General features: G+C 67.4%; 12 protein-coding genes. 4 read left to right on the forward strand and 8 right to left on the reverse strand.

The annotated features are described in order from the left end of the window. Positions 1-59 precede the first annotated feature (59 nt). Genes OG474_RS31905 through kduI form a run of 4 tightly spaced genes read right to left on the reverse strand, consistent with a single transcriptional unit; the run spans position 60 to position 5,492 of the window. Positions 60-3,074, reverse strand: coding sequence for a glycosyl hydrolase 2 galactose-binding domain-containing protein (locus tag OG474_RS31905; protein ID WP_405057312.1), 3,015 nt, complete (start codon positions 3,072-3,074; stop codon positions 60-62). A gap of 53 nt (positions 3,075-3,127) precedes the next feature. Beyond that, positions 3,128-3,877 (reverse strand): IclR family transcriptional regulator, encoded by a 750-nt coding sequence (locus OG474_RS31910; RefSeq protein ID WP_396377203.1) that lies wholly within the window; start codon positions 3,875-3,877, stop codon positions 3,128-3,130. A 20-nt stretch (positions 3,878-3,897) separates the two neighbouring features. Then, the gene (locus OG474_RS31915) at positions 3,898-4,659 is read right to left on the reverse strand and encodes an SDR family oxidoreductase (protein ID WP_405057313.1); all 762 of its coding nucleotides are present in this window, start codon (positions 4,657-4,659) and stop codon (positions 3,898-3,900) included. After that, a complete protein-coding gene (gene kduI / locus OG474_RS31920; RefSeq protein ID WP_405057314.1) occupies positions 4,656-5,492 on the reverse strand; it encodes a 5-dehydro-4-deoxy-D-glucuronate isomerase in 837 nt (278 codons plus the stop codon). The genes OG474_RS31915 and kduI overlap by 4 nt, the downstream gene beginning before the upstream one ends. Before the next feature lie 160 nt (positions 5,493-5,652). Between kduI and OG474_RS31925 the strand changes: the two genes are divergently transcribed. From OG474_RS31925 to OG474_RS31935, 3 genes are all read left to right on the forward strand, one after another. Next, positions 5,653-7,164, forward strand: a complete 1,512-nt coding sequence (locus OG474_RS31925; RefSeq protein WP_405057315.1) for a sodium:solute symporter family protein — start codon at positions 5,653-5,655, stop codon at positions 7,162-7,164. Positions 7,165-7,188: 24 nt separating this feature from the next. Beyond that, positions 7,189-7,374 (forward strand): tautomerase family protein, encoded by a 186-nt coding sequence (locus tag OG474_RS31930; RefSeq protein WP_145808799.1) that lies wholly within the window; start codon positions 7,189-7,191, stop codon positions 7,372-7,374. A 181-nt stretch (positions 7,375-7,555) separates the two neighbouring features. Further along, on the forward strand, positions 7,556-8,581 hold the full coding sequence (locus OG474_RS31935; protein ID WP_405057316.1) for an aspartate-semialdehyde dehydrogenase: 1,026 nt from the start codon (positions 7,556-7,558) through the stop codon (positions 8,579-8,581). 2,015 nt (positions 8,582-10,596) lie between these two features. Here OG474_RS31935 and OG474_RS31940 read toward each other — a convergent pair. Next, positions 10,597-12,177: a peptide-N4-asparagine amidase gene (locus tag OG474_RS31940; RefSeq protein ID WP_405057317.1), complete on the reverse strand. Its 1,581-nt coding sequence runs from the start codon at positions 12,175-12,177 to the stop codon at positions 10,597-10,599. 108 nt (positions 12,178-12,285) lie between these two features. Between OG474_RS31940 and OG474_RS31945 the strand changes: the two genes are divergently transcribed. Then, positions 12,286-14,088 (forward strand): AMP-dependent synthetase/ligase, encoded by a 1,803-nt coding sequence (locus OG474_RS31945; RefSeq protein ID WP_405057318.1) that lies wholly within the window; start codon positions 12,286-12,288, stop codon positions 14,086-14,088. Here OG474_RS31945 and OG474_RS31950 read toward each other — a convergent pair whose 3' ends face one another. From OG474_RS31950 to OG474_RS31960, 3 genes are all read right to left on the reverse strand, one after another. After that, a complete protein-coding gene (locus tag OG474_RS31950) occupies positions 14,089-15,099 on the reverse strand; it encodes a hypothetical protein (protein WP_405057319.1) in 1,011 nt (336 codons plus the stop codon). A 63-nt stretch (positions 15,100-15,162) separates the two neighbouring features. After that, positions 15,163-15,627, reverse strand: a complete 465-nt coding sequence (locus OG474_RS31955) for a vitamin K epoxide reductase family protein (protein WP_405057320.1) — start codon at positions 15,625-15,627, stop codon at positions 15,163-15,165. Continuing rightward, the gene (locus OG474_RS31960) at positions 15,628-16,533 is read right to left on the reverse strand and encodes a DUF929 family protein (RefSeq protein ID WP_405057321.1); all 906 of its coding nucleotides are present in this window, start codon (positions 16,531-16,533) and stop codon (positions 15,628-15,630) included. It lies immediately after the preceding gene. Between the last annotated feature and the right edge of the window lie 125 nt (positions 16,534-16,658).

Genomic DNA, 16,658 nt, shown 5'->3' on the forward strand with positions numbered 1-16,658 from the left:
CCCGTGGTCCTGGGGCCCTGACTCGCAACAGCTCTGACTGTGACGGCCCCGACTGTAACTCAGGAGGTGGTGATCTTGTCCACGTTGGGGCCTCCGTTCGCGGTGGTCGCGACGGCCTTGATCTTGTTGCTTCCTGCAACCAGATTGACGGTGACCGACTTGGTCTGCCAGGTCGTCCAGGCCCCGGTCCCGGCAAACGCGAGCCCGGGGGAGACGACCGTGCCGTTCACCGACACGTTCATCGGCCGGTTCACCGTCGTACCGTTGGCGTAGCGGAGCTCGACCGTCGCCGGGCCGGCCTTGGTCGCGTTGACCGTCCACTCGACCGCACTGCCGACCGCGTTGTCGTAGTTCACGAAACCACGACCGGTGAAGCCAGCGTGGTTCGACTCGACCACACCGGTGGTGATGGTCGCGTCCTCGGCCTCGTAGACCACCGGATCGGGATCGGTCGGCCCGCCGCCGTTACCGGGGATCGTCTGCGTGGCCGTGTTCCACCCGGTGATCCGCACCGACGGCGAGCCGCCCTTCAGATCAGCGGTCCGGTACGTCGCCCGCAGTACCGTCGTCTCGCCCGGCCACAACGACACAGCGTTGTCGTTCCACTGAACCGGCAGCACCGGTTTGCCGCCAGCCACCACGTGCGCGTCCAAGTAGAACGCCGGTGTCTTCGCGGAAGACGTGTTCTTCAGCGTCACCGTGGTGATGGTGTTCTCACCGGAGGTCGTCGTCGAGGCGCTGGCGGAGACCGGCGCCTGGGCCAGATTCGACAGACCGGTCAGGTCTGCGTAGCTGGTGGTCGGCGTGTAGTACCAATCGGTGTTGTTCCAGTCGAGCGTGTCCGCCTTGGTGGACAGCCAGTAGACGTTCCGGCTCACCTCGGCACCTGACGAGTTCGTCAGTACCAGCTTCGCCAGGTACGTCGCCGACAGGCCACTCACGGCCGGAATCGTCAACGCGGTCGCCTTGCCGCCGTCACCCGGAACGGTGACCGCCGCCGACTGCGAGAACTTCTCCGTGCCGTCGACGTTGTAGAGCTTGACCGATGCCGTCAGCCCGGATGCCGTCGCGTGGTTCTGGTTGACGACGGCAACGGACTTGGTGTCGTACGAGTACTGGATGTGCAGCGGCTCGTTCGCCTTCTTGGCGCCGTAGTACGCACCGTTCTGATCCAGGTAGGCGTCGAAGAGCTGCCAGTGCAGAGACGTCCAGCCACTGTTCAGCATCCAGTAGATCAAGCCGGTCGACGGATTCGACGAGTCGGTGAAGTTGCGGTTGTGCGACTCGAACTCGGCCCGCACGTTCTCGTACGCCGCGAGCTGCGCCTTCTTCACGTAGTCGTTCAGGTTCGCGGGAGCGCCGTACCGGCCGGTCAACGCGTTGCCGAACAGCTTCAGGTTGCCGAAGGTGCCCGAGGAGGAGCGGTGGTACTGCGTGGCCGACGGGTTCTTCCAGAGCACCTCGAGCTCGGCCGGAGTCATCATCCGGTTCAGCGTGTCCAAGGTCGGGATGTCCGGGCCCGCCGAGGTCTCGGAGTTGAAGCCCCACGCGCCGCCGGCGTCCTTGTGTGTCTTGTCGTACCAGTAGTTCGGCGGGATGTAGTCGTACGGCCCGTTCATCTTCATGCCGGAGATGCCGAGCTGCGGGGACGACTTGGCCGAGGCCGCCGAGATGATCGGGGTCTGCCAGTCGGCCGCGGCCAGCGCGTCGAGGTAGCCCTTCTCCTTGTCCGCGGTCGGCGCGAAGTCACTGCCGATCAGGAAGGTGAAGACACTCGGGTGGTTGCGCAGGCGCTCCGCCTCACCGGTCATCGACCGCTTGGCGACTTCCTTGTCCTCCGCGGACCACGAGCTGTTCTCCCACTTGTCGCAGCATTCCCAACCGGGCATGGTCAGGACGCCGAGCTCGTCGGCCAGGTCGAAGAACTCGTCGGGCTCGATGTGCCCTTCCAGCCGGACCGTGTTCAGGCCCAGATCCTTGACATACTTGAGTTTGTCGCGCGCGGCCGTGGCATCCCAGCGCAGGAACAGATCCGGCGAGTAGCCACCCCCCTTCACGAGGAACGGCCGGCCGTTGATCGAGTACGCGCGGCCGCCGCTGCTGTTCAGTGGCGCCTTCACATCCCGTACGCCGAACTTCGCCGACGTACTGTCGGACGCCGTACCGCCGACCGATGCGGTCAGGTCGATCGCGTAGAGCGGCTGACCGCCCATCCCGGCCGGCCACCAGACGTTCGGGTTGTCCAACCCGATGGTGGCGAACGTGACGGTCTTCTTCTCCTTGGCCGCCAGCGAAACCGACTGACTGACCGGTACGCCGGCCACCGTGCCACTGACCGTGGTTGTCACGGCGGTGGCGGAGTCGTTGCGGACGTCGACCTTCGGGGTCAGGTCCGCGTGGTTGAGGGACGGGACCGTCAGCTTGGTGACCACGTGCGCGCCGCGGAGGGCGACGGCACCACTACGCCGTACCAGGACGTCGCGGACGATGCCCATGTTCTGGTCCGGCGGGGTCTGCGCCCAGTCGATCCAGCCCATCGTCAGGTCGCGGTTCGGGTCGTTCGGGTAGACCTTGAGCGCGATCGTGTTGCTACCGGCGTGGACCTGCGCGGTGATGTCGAGGTCGTGCCGCGTGTAGGCGCCGACGACCTGGTTCTTGTCGGCGACCCGGACGCCGTTCACCCAGACGTCGGCGCGGGACAGCACGCCGCTGAAGTCCAGGTACGTGCGCTGGCCGGTGTCGGCGAGTTGCAGCTCCGAGCGGTACCACCACGGGACGCCGAACTGCGCCTTGTCGACGTTCTTCATGTTCGTCGAGAAGAACGGGTCGGGGTACTTGTTGTTCTGCAGGAGCCCGGCGTAGACGGTCGACCGGGACGAGACCGGCAACCAGCCGGCGGTCGGGAAACCCGGCTTGGTGACGGCCGAGTCGTCGGAGACCTGCGCGGAGGTCTGTAACAGGAAGCCTGGGACGGGACTGACCGAGGCAGCAGCCGCGGCAACACTGGTCGTCGGCGGAACAAGGGACCCGACGACCAGAGCACCTGCGAGCAACCAGCGGAGAGGAGATTTCATGGGCGATCCTCTACCTCAATGGTTAGGAAGGTTTCCTAACTATAGGCCCAGGATCAGGGCTCCCGATAGCCCAGCGCGGCGGAGATCTTGCGGGCCGCCTCGGTCGCGGCCGGCGCCATCAGGGCCACCTGCGCGATCGACTGCTCGAGCGACAGCGTGGAGATGCTGACCGCGGCGATCGCCAGCGCGGTGTGGTCGTGGATGACCGCGGCCACGCAGCGGATGCCCGGCTCGTTCTCCTCGTCGTCCAGCGCATAACCGCGAGCGCGGACCTGCGCCAGATCGGCCTTCAGACCGGCCGCGGTGGTGTGGGTCAGCGGCGTCCGCGCGGGCAGGCCCGTCCGGGTGATGTGCGCGTCGAGCGCCGCATCGTCCTTCTCGGCCAGCAGGGCCTTGCCGATCCCGGTGCAATGCAGCCAGAACGCCTTCCCGACCCGCGACGGCATCCGGTACGGCTTGGGGCCGTCCAGGCGGGCGACGTAGATCGCCTCGTCGCCGTTCAGCAGCCCGACGTGCACCGTGCAGCGCGTCTGGGCGACCAGATCGGCCAGCACCGGGCGCGCGACCGTGGCCAGGTCGACGTTGGTGAGGGCGTGACCGGCGAGCCGGAGCGCCTTCGGGCCGGGATGATACGAGCCGTCGTCGGCCTGCGCTACGAACTCGTGCTCGACCAGTGAGGCCATGATCCGGTGCACGGTCGACTTGGCCAGACCGGTCGCGTTCACCACGTCGGTGAACCGCGAGTGCTCCAGGACGGCATCCAACACCATCAACGTCTTGTCGATGGCCGAGGGCGAACTCATGTCGGACATCCTGCCACTCCTTATCTGGCCAGCCAGCCACCGTCGACCGCGAGGATATGGCCGTTGACATAGTCCGCCGCCGCGGAGGCCAGGAAGACCGCCGCGCCGACGAGCTCTTCCGGCCGCCCCCAGCGACCGGCCGGGATGCGGGACCGGATGGCGGTCTCGCGCTCCGGATCGGCCCGCAGGTCGGTGGTGTTGTCGGTACTGATGTAGCCCGGGGCGATCGCGTTGACCTGGACGCCGGCCGCACCCCATTCGTTGGCCAGCGCCTTGGTCAGTCCCGCGACCGCGTGCTTGCTGGCAGTGTAGGCCGGAACCGTGATCCCGCCCTGGAAGCTGAGCAGGGACGCGATCGTGACGATCTTCCCGGCCCCCCGTTCGGCCATCGCGGCCCCGATCGGCCGGGTCACCGCCCAGGTGGAGTTCAGGTTCACGTCGAGCACGTGCCGCCAGTCCGCCGTACTGGTCCCGGCGGCCGGGGCGCGGCGGATGGTGCCGGCGTTGTTGACCAGGATGTCGACCTGCCGGGTCCGCGCCAGCTCGATCGCGACCGCCTCGACGGCGTCCGGGTCGGCGAAGTCGGCGGTCACGACGGTGGCCTCGCCACCGCCGTTCTGCTTGATCGCCTCCAGCGTGTCCTCGAGCGCGGCGTCGCGGGCGAACAGGATCAGCTCGGCGCCGGCCGCGGCGTACCCGGCGGCGATGGCCGCGCCGATACCCCGCCGCGCGCCCGTGACGAGCGCCGTACGGCCCTGGAGGCTGAATTGCCCAGCTGTCACCGCAGGTCCCGGACGTCGACGCCGTCCATGTCGCCGAAGGCCTGGTTCTCGCCCGCCATCGCCCAGACGAAGCTGTACGACGAGGTGCCGACGCCGGAGTGGATCGACCAGCTCGGGGAGATGATCGCCTGCCGGTCGGCCACGAGCAGGTGCCGGGTCTCGTCGGGCTCACCGAGCAGGTGCACGATCCGGTCCGTCTCCGGGAGGCCGAAGTACAAATAGCACTCGGTACGCCGGTCGTGCGTGTGCGCGGGCATCGTGTTCCAGGTGCTGCCGGCGTGCAGCGTGGTCACGCCGAGCACGACCTGGCAGCTGCGGACGCCGTCGGCATGGATGTACTGGTCGATGGTCCGGCGGTTCGCGGTCTGCTGGTCGCCGAGCTCGAGGCGGTTGCCCTCGCCGGGGTTGACCAGCGCGGTCGGGAACTCGGTGTGCGCGTTGGCCGAGAAGATGTAGAACGCCGACTCCGCGCCCTCGAAGACCACCTCGCGGGTGCCGCGGCCGACGTACAGGCAGGCGCCGGTGGTCAGCTCGTACTTGGTGCCGTCGGCGGTGACCGTGCCCGGGCCGCCGACGTTGACGATGCCGGCCTCGCGGCGCTCGAGGAAGTACTCGCTGCGCAGCTCCGGCCAGGTGCCGAGGGTGAGCGGGGCGGTCGCGGGGACGGCTCCGGCGAGCACGATCCGGTCGTGGTGGGTGAGCACCGCGGTGACCGCGTCCGGCGTGAAGAGGTCGTCGACCAGGTACTGCGCGCGCAGTCCGGCGGTGTCGAGACCGGGCACCTGGGCGGGGTGGGTGGCGTGGCGGATCTGGAGTGGCGACTGTGCATTCACAGAACAAGGTTCTATCTCGTGGAACCGTCTGTCAAACGTCTCGTTGGGCTGTCGCGGACGTGGAACCGAGGGGGAATTTGTTCCAGGTTCCGTCTCTTGACACCAAGTTCTGTTCAATGGAACCTTCCAGTCACTCGCCCGTTTGTCCCTGGGAGGATCCATGACCGCTCTGGACTGGTCAGTCCTGGTCGGCTATTTCGTGCTGATGGTGGTGATCGGACTCTGGTCCCGCACCAAGATCAAGACCGTCGTCGACTACTTCACGACCGGCGGCCGGATTCCCTGGTGGCTGTCCGGCATCTCGCACCACATGTCCGGCTACAGCGCCGTCATGTTCGTCGCGTTCGCCGCCGTCGCCTACAACTACGGCATCACCGTCTACGTCTGGTGGGCGGTCTCGATCGGTGTCGGTGTCGGCATCGGTGCGTTCCTGTTCGCCGCCCGCTGGAACCGGCTGCGCGCCAAGCACGGGGTTGTCTCGCCGCTGGAGTACCTGGCGCGGCGGTACAACCTGCCGACGCAGCAGGCGCTGGCCTACTCCGGTGCGGCGCTGAAGGTCGTCGACATCGCATCCAAGTGGGTCGCGATCGCCATCCTGCTGAACGGCTTCACCGGCGTACCGATGCGGTGGGGCATCCTGCTCACCGGCGTGGTGACGATGGCCTACGCGACGCTGGGTGGGCTGTGGGCCGACGTGCTCACCGACTTCGGCCAGTTCATCATCCAGGCCGCGGCCGGGATCGCGATGTTCATCGGTGTGCTCTCGCACCTCGGTGGCGTCTCGACGCTGTGGACCATGTGGGACAAGCTCCCCGAGGGTCACGGTGACGCGCTGAACGGGCCGTACACGCCGATCTTCCTGATCGCGTTCTTGTTCATCAAGACCTTCGAGTACAACGGCGGCATGTGGAACCTGGCGCAGCGCTACATGGCCGCGCCGTCCGGATCCGCGGCCAAGAAGTCGGCGCTGCTGTCGTCGGCCCTCTGGCTGGTCTGGCCGCTGGTCCTCTTCATCCCGATGTGCGCCGCGCCGCTGTTGGTGCACCCGGGCAAGGCCGAGCAGTCGTACGTCGCTCTGTCGCAGTTGCTCCTGCCGAGCGGACTGATCGGGCTGGTGCTGGCCGGCTTCTTCTCGCACACGATGGCGATGGTCGCCTCCGACGCCAACGCGATCTCCTCGGTCATCACCCGCGACCTCGCGCCGGTACTGGTGAAGAAGGTCCGCGAGATGAGCGACGTGGCCGCGCTGAAGATGGCCCGCATCACCACGTTCACCTTCGTCACGGTGAGCATGCTGATCGCGATCGCCACCAACGGCGAGGGCGTCGTACTGAAGATCGTGGTCGACCTGGTGGCCGCGACGATGGGCCCGATCGCGATCCCGCTGATGCTCGGGCTGCTGCCCTGGTTCCGGCGCAGCGGTCCACGGGCCGCGCTCGTCTCCTGGGCGATCGGGCTGATCACCTGGGCGATCGTCAAGTACGGTATCGGCTCCACCGACACCACCCTGGTCGTCGCGTTGCCGTTGGCAACCTCTCTGGTGATCTTCGTGGGCCTCGGCCTGCTGCTGCCGGAGCGCAAGGACGATGTCGACACCCTGCTCGACTCACTGAACACCGACCCCGACGAGACCGCGGAGGTCGCCTCCCGGCGCGCCGCCGCACTTGGCTGAACACCCACCTGGAGGAACCTTCCTATGCCCAACATCACCGTCGAGCTCCTGTCCGGCCGGACCCTCGACCAGCGCCGCGAGTTCGTCGCCGCCGTCACGGACTCCGCCATCGCCATCCTCGGCGCCAAGCGCGAAGCCGTCCGCATCGTCTTCACCGAGATCGAGAAATCCGACGTAGCCAACGGCGGAGTCCTGGTCTCCGACAGCTGAACCCCTCGTAACGTCCGAAGATCCGGAGACCCTGCCCTCGGATCCTTCGGACGTTACAGCTGAACCCCTCGTAACGTCCGAAGATCCGGAGACCCTGCCCTCGGATCCTTCGGACGTTACGGCTGTCCGTACGGCGAAATGTGGGGGTGGCGGGGAGGGGAGCGGGGTTAGGGTTCGCGGTATGCGAGTTGGGGTGTTCGGAGCTACGGGTCAGGTCGGTCGGGTTATGCGGGAGCTGCTGGTCAAGCGCTCGTTCCCGGTGGACGAGGTGCGGTATTTCGCGTCGGCGCGGTCTGCCGGGTCGAAGCTGCCGTTCGGCGACACGGAGATCACGGTCGAGGACTCGGCGACCGCTGACTTCGGTGGGCTGGAGCTTGCGCTGTTCTCGAACGGGAAGACGGCGTCGCTGGAGTTCGCCCCGCGGGTTGCCGCGGCCGGGGCGGTTGTCATCGACAACTCGTCCGCGTGGCGGATGGATCCCGAGGTCCCGCTGGTCGTCTCCGAGGTGAACCCGGAGGACCTCGATCACCTGCCGAAGGGGATCGTCGCCAACCCGAACTGTACGACGATGGCCGCGATGCCGGTGCTCAAGCCGCTGCACGCGGCCGCTGGACTGAGTCGGCTCATCGTCTCGACCTACCAGGCCGTCTCTGGTTCCGGTGGGGTCGGCGTGAGTGAGCTCGAGGATCAGACCCGGGCGCTCGCCGAGGTCGGTGGCCGGCTCGCGCTCGGCACCGAGGGCATCACGCTGCCCGAGCCGAAGGTGTACGCCGGTCCGATCGCGTTCAACGTGCTTCCGCTGGCCGGGTCGATCGTTGCCGACGGCACCGGTGAGACCGATGAGGAGCAGAAGCTCCGCAACGAGAGCCGCAAGATCCTGCACCTGCCGAACCTCCCTGTCGCCGGCACCTGCGTCCGGGTCCCCGTCTTCACCGGCCACTCCCTGAGCATCCACGCCGAATTCGACCGCCCGATCACCCCCGTCGAGGCGACCGACCTCCTCGGTTCCGCCCCAGGCGTCGTACTCGCCGATCTCCCGACTCCGCTCCTCGCAGCAGGCCAGGACCCGTCGTACGTCGGCCGGATCCGCCAGGACCAATCGGTTCCGGACGGACGCGGGCTCGTACTCTTCGTCTCCAACGACAACCTCCGCAAGGGCGCGGCGCTCAACGCAGTCCAGATCGCCGAACTCCTCGCCACCCGCTGAGAGTTTCTTTGGTCCGCGGGGTGGGCCGGATCTGTCGCGGGTGTCTGATCCGCCGGTCGACCCAGGAACCCCGCTACTCCGAAGGTGCTCGTCCCATCCGGCCGCTCGGATTCGGCCGGTGGCGTATGCGGTGGCTGGTCGCCGTTGCGGCCGGTCGGCTGAAGGATGGGTGGCTGGGGTGGTCTCTGGCTGGGCCGGATGGTGCAGTCGGTGATCGAGTGCCCGTTGCCTGAGCTTCCGGGCTTCGGGTGTCGCCGGCGGTGAGGACGCCTGTTGAGTGGCCCGTTCGCGGTGGTTTTAGGCGGTTTGCGGGGATCTGCTGCCTTTGAGAGCCTGTTGTGAATTGGCAGGCGGCGTCCTCCCCAAACCGGTTCGGGGAGGATTTGAGACCGATTCGGGGGGTGAACGCTCCCCGGTCCGCCCTCCGGGAGGACGAAAAAAACTCCCCGAATCGATTTGGGGAGCGATACCGCGACAAGCCCTAAGCGGCAGTAGGTCCCCGCAGAGGCGTGATGAGCGGGCACGCCTCCAGGTTCACGGGGTTCTACTGTCATGGAGCGGCAGTAGGTCCCCGCGAAGGTGTGATGAGTGGGTGCGATCGCAGGTTCACGGGGATCTGCTGCCTCTGAGCGGCAGTAGGTCCCCGCAGAGGTGTGATGAGTGGGTGCGATCGCAGGTTCACGGGGATCTGCTGCCTCTGAGCGGCAGTAGATCCCCGCAAAGGTGCGATGAGTCGGCGCGATCGCAGGTTCACGGGGATCTGCTGCCTCTGAGCGGCAGTAGATCCCCGCAAAGGCGTGATGAGTGGGCGCGATCGCAGGTTTACGGATGTCTACTGTCATGGAGCGGCGGTAGGTATCCGTGGATCTCGCAACGCGCACCTTTCAGGCGACCGAACTTGTCGGCGGCAACCGAAGCCCGGAAGCTCGGGCGGCGGGCACGCGGTCGCCGACTTCGCCATCCCCCTCAGCTGTAGGCGAGGCCCGCCTAGCGCTTCAGTAGATCGGCCGCCGCGGCGGCGAGCCAGTGTGTTCGTGTCCGGCCTGTCCGGTGCGGCGGGGATCGGGGCACATTCACCCGGGGATCTACCGCTACATGGTGCCTGTTGCGGTTGGGGGAGCGAGATCGCGGTGGCTGATCCGCTGTGTAACCCAGTAGCCCCTCCGTCCCGAAGGTGCTCGTCGCTTCCGGCCGCTGGGAGTCGGCCGGCGGTGTGCGCGGTGGTTGCTCGCCGCTGCGGCCGGTTTTATTGAAGCGGTGTGGCGGGCGTCGCCTACGGCTGAGGGGGATGGCGAGGCTGGTGACCGACGTTCCCCGGTCGTCTGTGGTTGACGGGTTGTGGTTGCTCTCGGCGATGAGGAGGTCGGGTGGGTGATCCGTCGCGGTGGTCGAGCACTGGGTTCGGGTTGGGTGCCTAGCGAGCTGGAAGAGGCGATCCGCGATCATCCGGGGGCCTGCGGAATTTCGGGGGATGTCCGTTGAGATTGACCGTTCTCTGCTCAATTTTTGAGGGGAGAAGGGGCAACTTGCGGGGAGGTCCCCTCGTTTTCTGCACGGCAAGCGAAGCCCGGAGGCTCGGTCGACGGGTACGCGGTCGCCGGCCTCGCCATCTCCCTCAGCCGTAGGCATGGCCAGTCACCCTGTCTGTAAAGACGGGCCGCAGCGGCGGGGACCGGCACCTACCGTCCCGGCCCGAACGGAGCGGTCGGGGCCATGTTTGTGGGGATCTACTGCCGCTCACCGGCAGTAGATCCCCACAAAGGCGCGCGTCAGCAGGTTCACGGAGTTCTACTGTCATGGAGCGGCAGTAGGCATCCGTGGATCTCGCAAACCGCACCTGCAGACGACCTCAACTCGCTGGCCTCAGCCGTAGCCCGTCAGCCCCAGGCAAGGTGCACCGTAGCCGACCGCACCATCTGGCCCAGCCACAGACCGCGCCCGCTACCCGTCCTCAGCCAATCGGCCGCAGCGGCGAGCAGCCCCGCCGTACCTCAACGGCCGCATCCGAGGGAGCGCTAGCAGCGGTGGAGGTCTTTGGTGTAGATGCCGTTGACGGCTTGCAGGGTGTGGTCGTAGCAGCCGGTGGGTCCGAGGGCTTGGTAGCGGACGGTTTGGGTGCCGGTGGCGTGGCGTTGGTCTCGGGGGACGTTGTAGATCCAGGAGGCGCGGCCGTTGTAGGTCTCGTTGGTGTAGCCGTGGGTGGTTCGGATGGTGTCGTGGATCTTGAGGTCGGTGACTACGTCGTAGCCGCCGGGGATTGTTGCGTTGGGCAAGAAGGTGAGTACGCCGGTCTTGCCGTAGTCGAGGTCGGTGAGTTCGACCTTGCCGCCGCTGGTGACGAGCGAGGTGTCGCGCCAGTTCGCGTCGAGGCTGTCGTTGGTCTCGCCCTCGGTCCAGGTGTGCTTGCTGTTGTTGCGTAGCGTGCGCTGGACGGTGGTGCGGATCCGGCCTGCCGATGTGTCGACATAGCCACTGATCTTCAACGTACGTGACGCTTTGGTCGTGACGGAGCCGGTGCTCACCTGGTCCGACTTCGTGAGCGGAGCAACGGCGTACGAGGTGAGGGCGCCGTGGGTCTGCGCGCGGTGCGGGTCGGTCCAGACGTGCAGGTTCGGGACGGTGAACCAACCGCTTTGCCCGGCCGGTACGCCGTTGACGTGGACGCGGAACTCGTGCGGCTTCCCGTCAGTCAGCAGACCGGCGAACGGCGTCAGGTCGTACGTCAAGGGCTTGATGTCGAACGCGCGCGGCGCAGGGGACGGCCGCCACGAGTACGGATTCGACCAGCCACCGGTATAGATGTATGGATAGGGCAGCGCGATCCCGGCCGGCTTGCCGTCGATCGACACGTCCACCTCCCGGTACGGCGATCCGTCCGGGCAGGAGTAGCCGGTCTCGGCCGGGGCGGACGTGTCCCAGAATTCCTCGCACCCGCCACCGGATCCGGTCACGTACACCTCGCCGAGCAGGCGGGTCGTGTTCCGCGGGAGCGTCGCCGTACCGATCAGGTCGGACTCTTCACGCCGCTGATCCTGCAGCGGCAGTACGACGTTCGCCGCCTTGGCCGCGGGGAAGCGGCGGCTCGTCGTGTAGAAGTCGAGCGTCACGGCGATGTCGAGGACGCCGGTGTAGGTCTCGTTGACCACGTTGCCGAGCTCCATCACGACCGGCTGCGGCTTGGCGAGCAGCGCGGCGTACGAGGTGAGGTCCTTCTCGACGTCCCAGGCGATGCCGTCCGCACTCGGCTCCGGGGTCGAGGTACGGAAGACACCGACCCCGCCGATCGTGATGTGGCCGAGGCGGTCGTACTGGACGCCCTTCACCGCGCCGTGCATCCGCAGCACGACCTTCGACCACGGACCCTGGCAGGCGGCCGGGGGAGTGTAGGCCGACTGGTACGGGTCGAAGTCGCGGAACCCGTGCCGGACGATCTCCACCTGGCAGTGCCTGGTGTCCGGTACGGCGACCTTCGGGGCCGGCGTCCGCGGGTCGTCGTAGTCGGAGCCGAACTCCGGCGGCGGCGCGGCGAACGCGGGAGTGAGCTGAGCGAGCAGCAGGGCGGAGAGTGAGAGAAGGGCCACAGGCCGTATGCGCATGTTGCGGAAACGTAATCGAGAAGGTGCGGGTGGGCAAGCGAGTGCCATGGCCAGCGGCCGGAGCTTGCATTACTGTCCAGTTCACTTGACCCCCGATGGAGGCCAATCATGACGCCTGCCGTGCTCAGCAACCGCAAGACGACGATGGCCCAGATGTTCCTGGACCGGGTCGCGGCGACGCCGCAACGCGAGGCCTTCCGGTTCCCGTCCGGGGACGGCTGGACGTCGGTCACCTGGGCCGAGACCGACGCCTTGGCACGCCGCCGGGCGGCCGGTCTGATCGCGCTCGGCGTCGAGCCCGAGCAGCGGGTGGCGATCGCCGCCAGCACCCGGATCGAGTGGGTCGACTGCTTCCTGGCAGCGGTCCTGGCCGCGGCCGCGACGACCACGATCTACCCGACCACGATGGCCGCCGATGTCGCGTACATCGTCGCGGACGCCGACGTACAGGTCGTCTTCGCCGAGGACGCGGGCCAGGTCGACAAGCTGCGCGCGCACAAGGCCGAGGTTCCGGCGCTGCGCAAGATCGTGCTGATGGACGGTACGCCGGACGCCGCGGACGGCGACTGGGTGATCTCGCTGGCCGACTTCGACGCCCTTGGCGCCGAGCACCTCGCAGAGGTCGACGAGCGGATCGCGCAGGTCAAGCCGGAGCACCTCTGCACGCTGATCTACACGTCCGGCACGACCGGCCGTCCGAAGGGCGTGCGGCTGCCGCACTCCGTGTGGACGTATGAGGGGGCCGCGGTCGAGGAGACCGGCGTACTCAGCCAGGACGACCTGCAGTTCCTGTGGTTGCCGCTGTCGCACGTCTTCGGGCAGGTGCTGGTGGCGGTGCAGCTCCAGATCGGGTTCGCGACCGCGATCGACGGGCGGATCGACAAGATCGTCGAGAACGCCGCGATCGTGCAGCCGACGTTCATGGCCGCCGCACCGCGCATCTTCGAGAAGGCACACGCCCGGATCAAGACGATGATCGCCGACGAGGGCGGCGTGAAGGCCAAGCTCTTCGACTGGGCCTTCGGGGTCGGCGCCCGCGCCTCCAAGCTTCGGCAGAACGGATCCGAGCCGAGCGGCGTACTGGCTGCGCAGCTGGCCGTCGCCGACAAGCTCGTCCTCTCCAAGATCCGTGCTCGCTTCGGCGGCCGGATCCGCTTCTTCGTCTCCGGCTCGGCCGCTCTCGACAAGCAGCTCGCCGAGTGGTTCCACGCGGCCGGGCTGCTGATCCTGGAGGGCTACGGCCTGTCCGAGACCGCGGCGGGCTCGTCCTTGAACCGTCCCACCGGCTACCGCCTCGGCAGCGTCGGCCCGGCCTTCACCGGGACCGAGATCAAGATCGCCGAGGACGGCGAGATCCTGATCAAGGGCGACGGCGTGATGAGCGGCTACCACAACCTGCCCGAGCAGACCGCCGAGGTGATGACCGCCGACGGCTGGTTCCACTCCGGCGACATCGGTCACTTCGAGGACGGTTTCCTCTACATCACCGACCGCAAGAAGGACCTCTTCAAGACCTCCGGCGGCAAGTACGTCGCCCCCCAGGTGATCGAGGGCCGCTTCAAGACGCTCTGCCCGTACGCCAGCCAGTTCGTTGTCCACGGCAACAAGCGCAACTTCGTCTCGGCCCTGATCACCCTCGACCCCGACGCGATCGTCGGCTGGGCCGCCGCGAACGGCCTGGCCGGCAAACCGTACGCCGAGATCGTCACCTCCCCGGCCGCCCAGGCCATGGTCCAGGGCTACGTCGACGAACTCAACGCCGGCCTGAACCGCTGGGAGACCATCAAGAAGTTCACCATCCTCGACCGCGACCTCACGGTCGAGTCCGGTGAGATGACCCCCAGCCTGAAGCTCAAGCGCAAGTACGTCGAAACCCAGTACGCCGAAGTCCTCGACGGCATGTACCAGTAGTCAGCACTGGTAGGTGATGGCGCGGTATTCGCCGTCGGTCAGTTCGTAGCCGGCGGTGCTCAACTGGTTGCCGCGGTCGAAGACCTGGGTGAGGTGGGTGCTCTCGGGGAAGGTGGTGCGGGCGCCGGTGCTGGTGATCAGGACCGAGGGGAACGTGTCGATGAAGTCGTCGCCGCCCTGGGTGACCGCGTCGCCGGAGGAGTTGAGGTCGGTGATGGCGTCTTCGAGCTCGGTGTAGCGGCCGGTGCGGGTGTTCCAGATCCGGCCGCGGGTCTCGCCGCCGCCTTGGCTGCCGCCGCCGATTCGGGTGCCGTCGATGACGCTCGCCCAGGTGTGGTCGCGGTTCTGGCCGGTGAGGAGAACGGGGCGGCGGTTCCAGGAGGTCCAGCGGTAGCTGCGGATCACCGAGTTGTCGGGGTTGGTGAACCGGCCGACCAGGCTGCCGTCGTCACCGATCGCGTCGACGGTGAAGGCGTCCACTCCCTGGGGAGTGGGGAGCAGCTTGGGCTGCCCGCCGGCCGGAATGACGAAGGGGAACCGCTCGGTGCCGAACGGGTCCCCGGCGACACCGGCGATGTCGTGGCGTTCGTTCATACCGGTGAGGTCGTAGACCTGGAAGCCTTCCGGCAGGTCCAGGACCTGGTAGGTGCCGGTCGCGACCGAGTAGATCCAGTAGTCGGTGCTGGTCGCGTCAGAGGTGTTGCCGAGGACGAACCCCTTGTCGGTGACCGAGTAGGCACGCGACACGCTGTTCGGCTTGGAGGCGAGCCAGCGCGGTACGCCGTCGACCCACAGCACGGCCTGCGAGCCCTCCTCCCGTGAGGCGTGGCCGATCAGGTAGCGCCCGGTTGAGTCCGCGGACCGCACAAGGGCCGGGCCGGGGAGAGTGCCGGTCGGTAGCGGGAGCACGGTCTTCGTGCATGCGGCCGGTGCCGCGACCGCGGGCTGGACGGCATAGAAGGCGGTGGCGAGCAGGGCAGTGGCAGAGACGGCTGCCAACTGTCGAATCATGGAAAGCCCCCAGACGAGATGAGAAACGGTGCCAAAGAATCTCATCCGCAGGGGGCAGCGGCGTCAGTCTTCCAGCGGTGGGAGGGCGACGCGGATGACGATCAGTGCGAAGAGAACCAGCGTCAAGGCGTGGACGACCGTGCACCACAGGCAGATGGCGTTGATGCGGAACAGCTCCGCCCACACCAGGTAGAGGACGAAGACCACGCCGACCACGACACCGGCCAACCGGGCGCGCGCCGGCCAGGGGGACGCCGTACGCCAGAGGGCTGGGACGGACAGGGCGACCATGCCGATGAAGAAGAGCAGACCGAGGAGTGCGACCGGCACCCCGAAGAGCTTCGAGTACTGCGACGAGGTCACCTTCATGCAGTTGACGACGCCGGTCTCGGGGCAGGCGAGCGTCGTACCGGCGGTGAAGTGCTCGTAGGTCAGGTAGGCCGAGACGAGCACGCCCAGCGCCGAGATGCCGAGGGTCAGCCAGGGGATCACGCCCAGGGACGATCCCCGGGCGGTCGTCGTGCTCATTCAGCTCTTCCCGAGCTTGCCGGCGGCGGCCTTGACGGCGTCGGTGCTGCAGACGTTGGCGGGCTGGTTGTTGCTGAGCTGGCAGAACGCGGCGGTGTAGACGTTCGCGGAGCCGTCGATCGCCTTCGCGATCGGGCTCGACGGGTCCTTCAGCGCCTCCGCGATCTGGGCCTGCGTCTTGCCGGCCAGGATCTCCGGGCTGTAGGTCGCGCCCGAGGTGACGAACTTGCCGCCGAGGTCGACGAACGGGATCGACCCACCGCTCTTCACGTACGGCGGAGCGTTGTAGGTGTCGAACGTCTTCTGGTCCTCCGCGCTCGGAGTGTCCAGCGGCTTGTACTGCCCGTTCTCCTTCTCGTTGGTGGTGGTCTCCAACCCGGTGAAGGACAGGTACTGACTCGTGTACGTCGCTCCGTGGAACGAGAGCGTCGGCGTGTTCGGGTAGACGTCGTCGGCCGCGGAGTGCGTCGTACCGAGGTTGCTGAAGGTGCCGAACCGGGACAGCGCGACCGACACCGGCCAGCGCTCGGCCGCGCAGTACGGGCAGAACTCGGCGCCGATGTAGAGCACCTTCGGCTTGCCGCCGGCGGTCAGCGCGGGAGCGGTGATCGCGGCCGGCGCGGCCTGTACGTCGTCGCTGCCGACCTTCGCGAACGTCTCGGCCGGAATCGAGGTGAGCGCGGCAACGATCTGCGCGTCGGCGGCCCCGGACGGCCCGGTCGCGGTCTTGTCGCCGCCACCACCCGCGACCTTGATGATCACGAGCCCGCCGACCACCACCACGACGGCCACGACGGCGCCCACCGCGATCAGTAGCCGCTTGCGCCGCTCTGCCCGCTGCTGCTGCGCCCGCAACGCGGCCACTCGTTCACGCGCCTGAGCTTTCTGCTCGACCCGCCTGCTCATCCCGTATCTCCTGCCTGGTCACCCAATTACAGAGTCCCCCATGTGCACAACTGCCAGTGATCCCCCGAAGTTCCACTCCGGCCCCAGAAATCCGGTCCCTGAACAGTCAGTCAGCCCTTCGCCCT

This window comes from Kribbella sp. NBC_01505, from assembly GCF_045040285.1.
Classification (GTDB): domain Bacteria; phylum Actinomycetota; class Actinomycetes; order Propionibacteriales; family Kribbellaceae; genus Kribbella.

Excerpts from the sequence above, each read along its gene's own strand:
- OG474_RS31960 (WP_405057321.1), bottom strand. The coding sequence starts at position 16,533 with ATGAGCAGGCGGGTCGAGCAGAAAGCTCAGGCGCGTGAACGAGTGGCC.
- OG474_RS31955 (WP_405057320.1), bottom strand. The coding sequence starts at position 15,627 with ATGAGCACGACGACCGCCCGGGGATCGTCCCTGGGCGTGATCCCCTGG.
- OG474_RS31910 (WP_396377203.1), bottom strand. The coding sequence starts at position 3,877 with ATGAGTTCGCCCTCGGCCATCGACAAGACGTTGATGGTGTTGGATGCC.
- OG474_RS31905 (WP_405057312.1), bottom strand. The coding sequence starts at position 3,074 with ATGAAATCTCCTCTCCGCTGGTTGCTCGCAGGTGCTCTGGTCGTCGGG.
- OG474_RS31940 (WP_405057317.1), bottom strand. The coding sequence starts at position 12,177 with ATGCGCATACGGCCTGTGGCCCTTCTCTCACTCTCCGCCCTGCTGCTC.
- OG474_RS31950 (WP_405057319.1), bottom strand. The coding sequence starts at position 15,099 with ATGATTCGACAGTTGGCAGCCGTCTCTGCCACTGCCCTGCTCGCCACC.
- OG474_RS31925 (WP_405057315.1), top strand. The coding sequence starts at position 5,653 with ATGACCGCTCTGGACTGGTCAGTCCTGGTCGGCTATTTCGTGCTGATG.
- OG474_RS31945 (WP_405057318.1), top strand. The coding sequence starts at position 12,286 with ATGACGCCTGCCGTGCTCAGCAACCGCAAGACGACGATGGCCCAGATG.
- OG474_RS31935 (WP_405057316.1), top strand. The coding sequence starts at position 7,556 with ATGCGAGTTGGGGTGTTCGGAGCTACGGGTCAGGTCGGTCGGGTTATG.
- OG474_RS31930 (WP_145808799.1), top strand. The coding sequence starts at position 7,189 with ATGCCCAACATCACCGTCGAGCTCCTGTCCGGCCGGACCCTCGACCAG.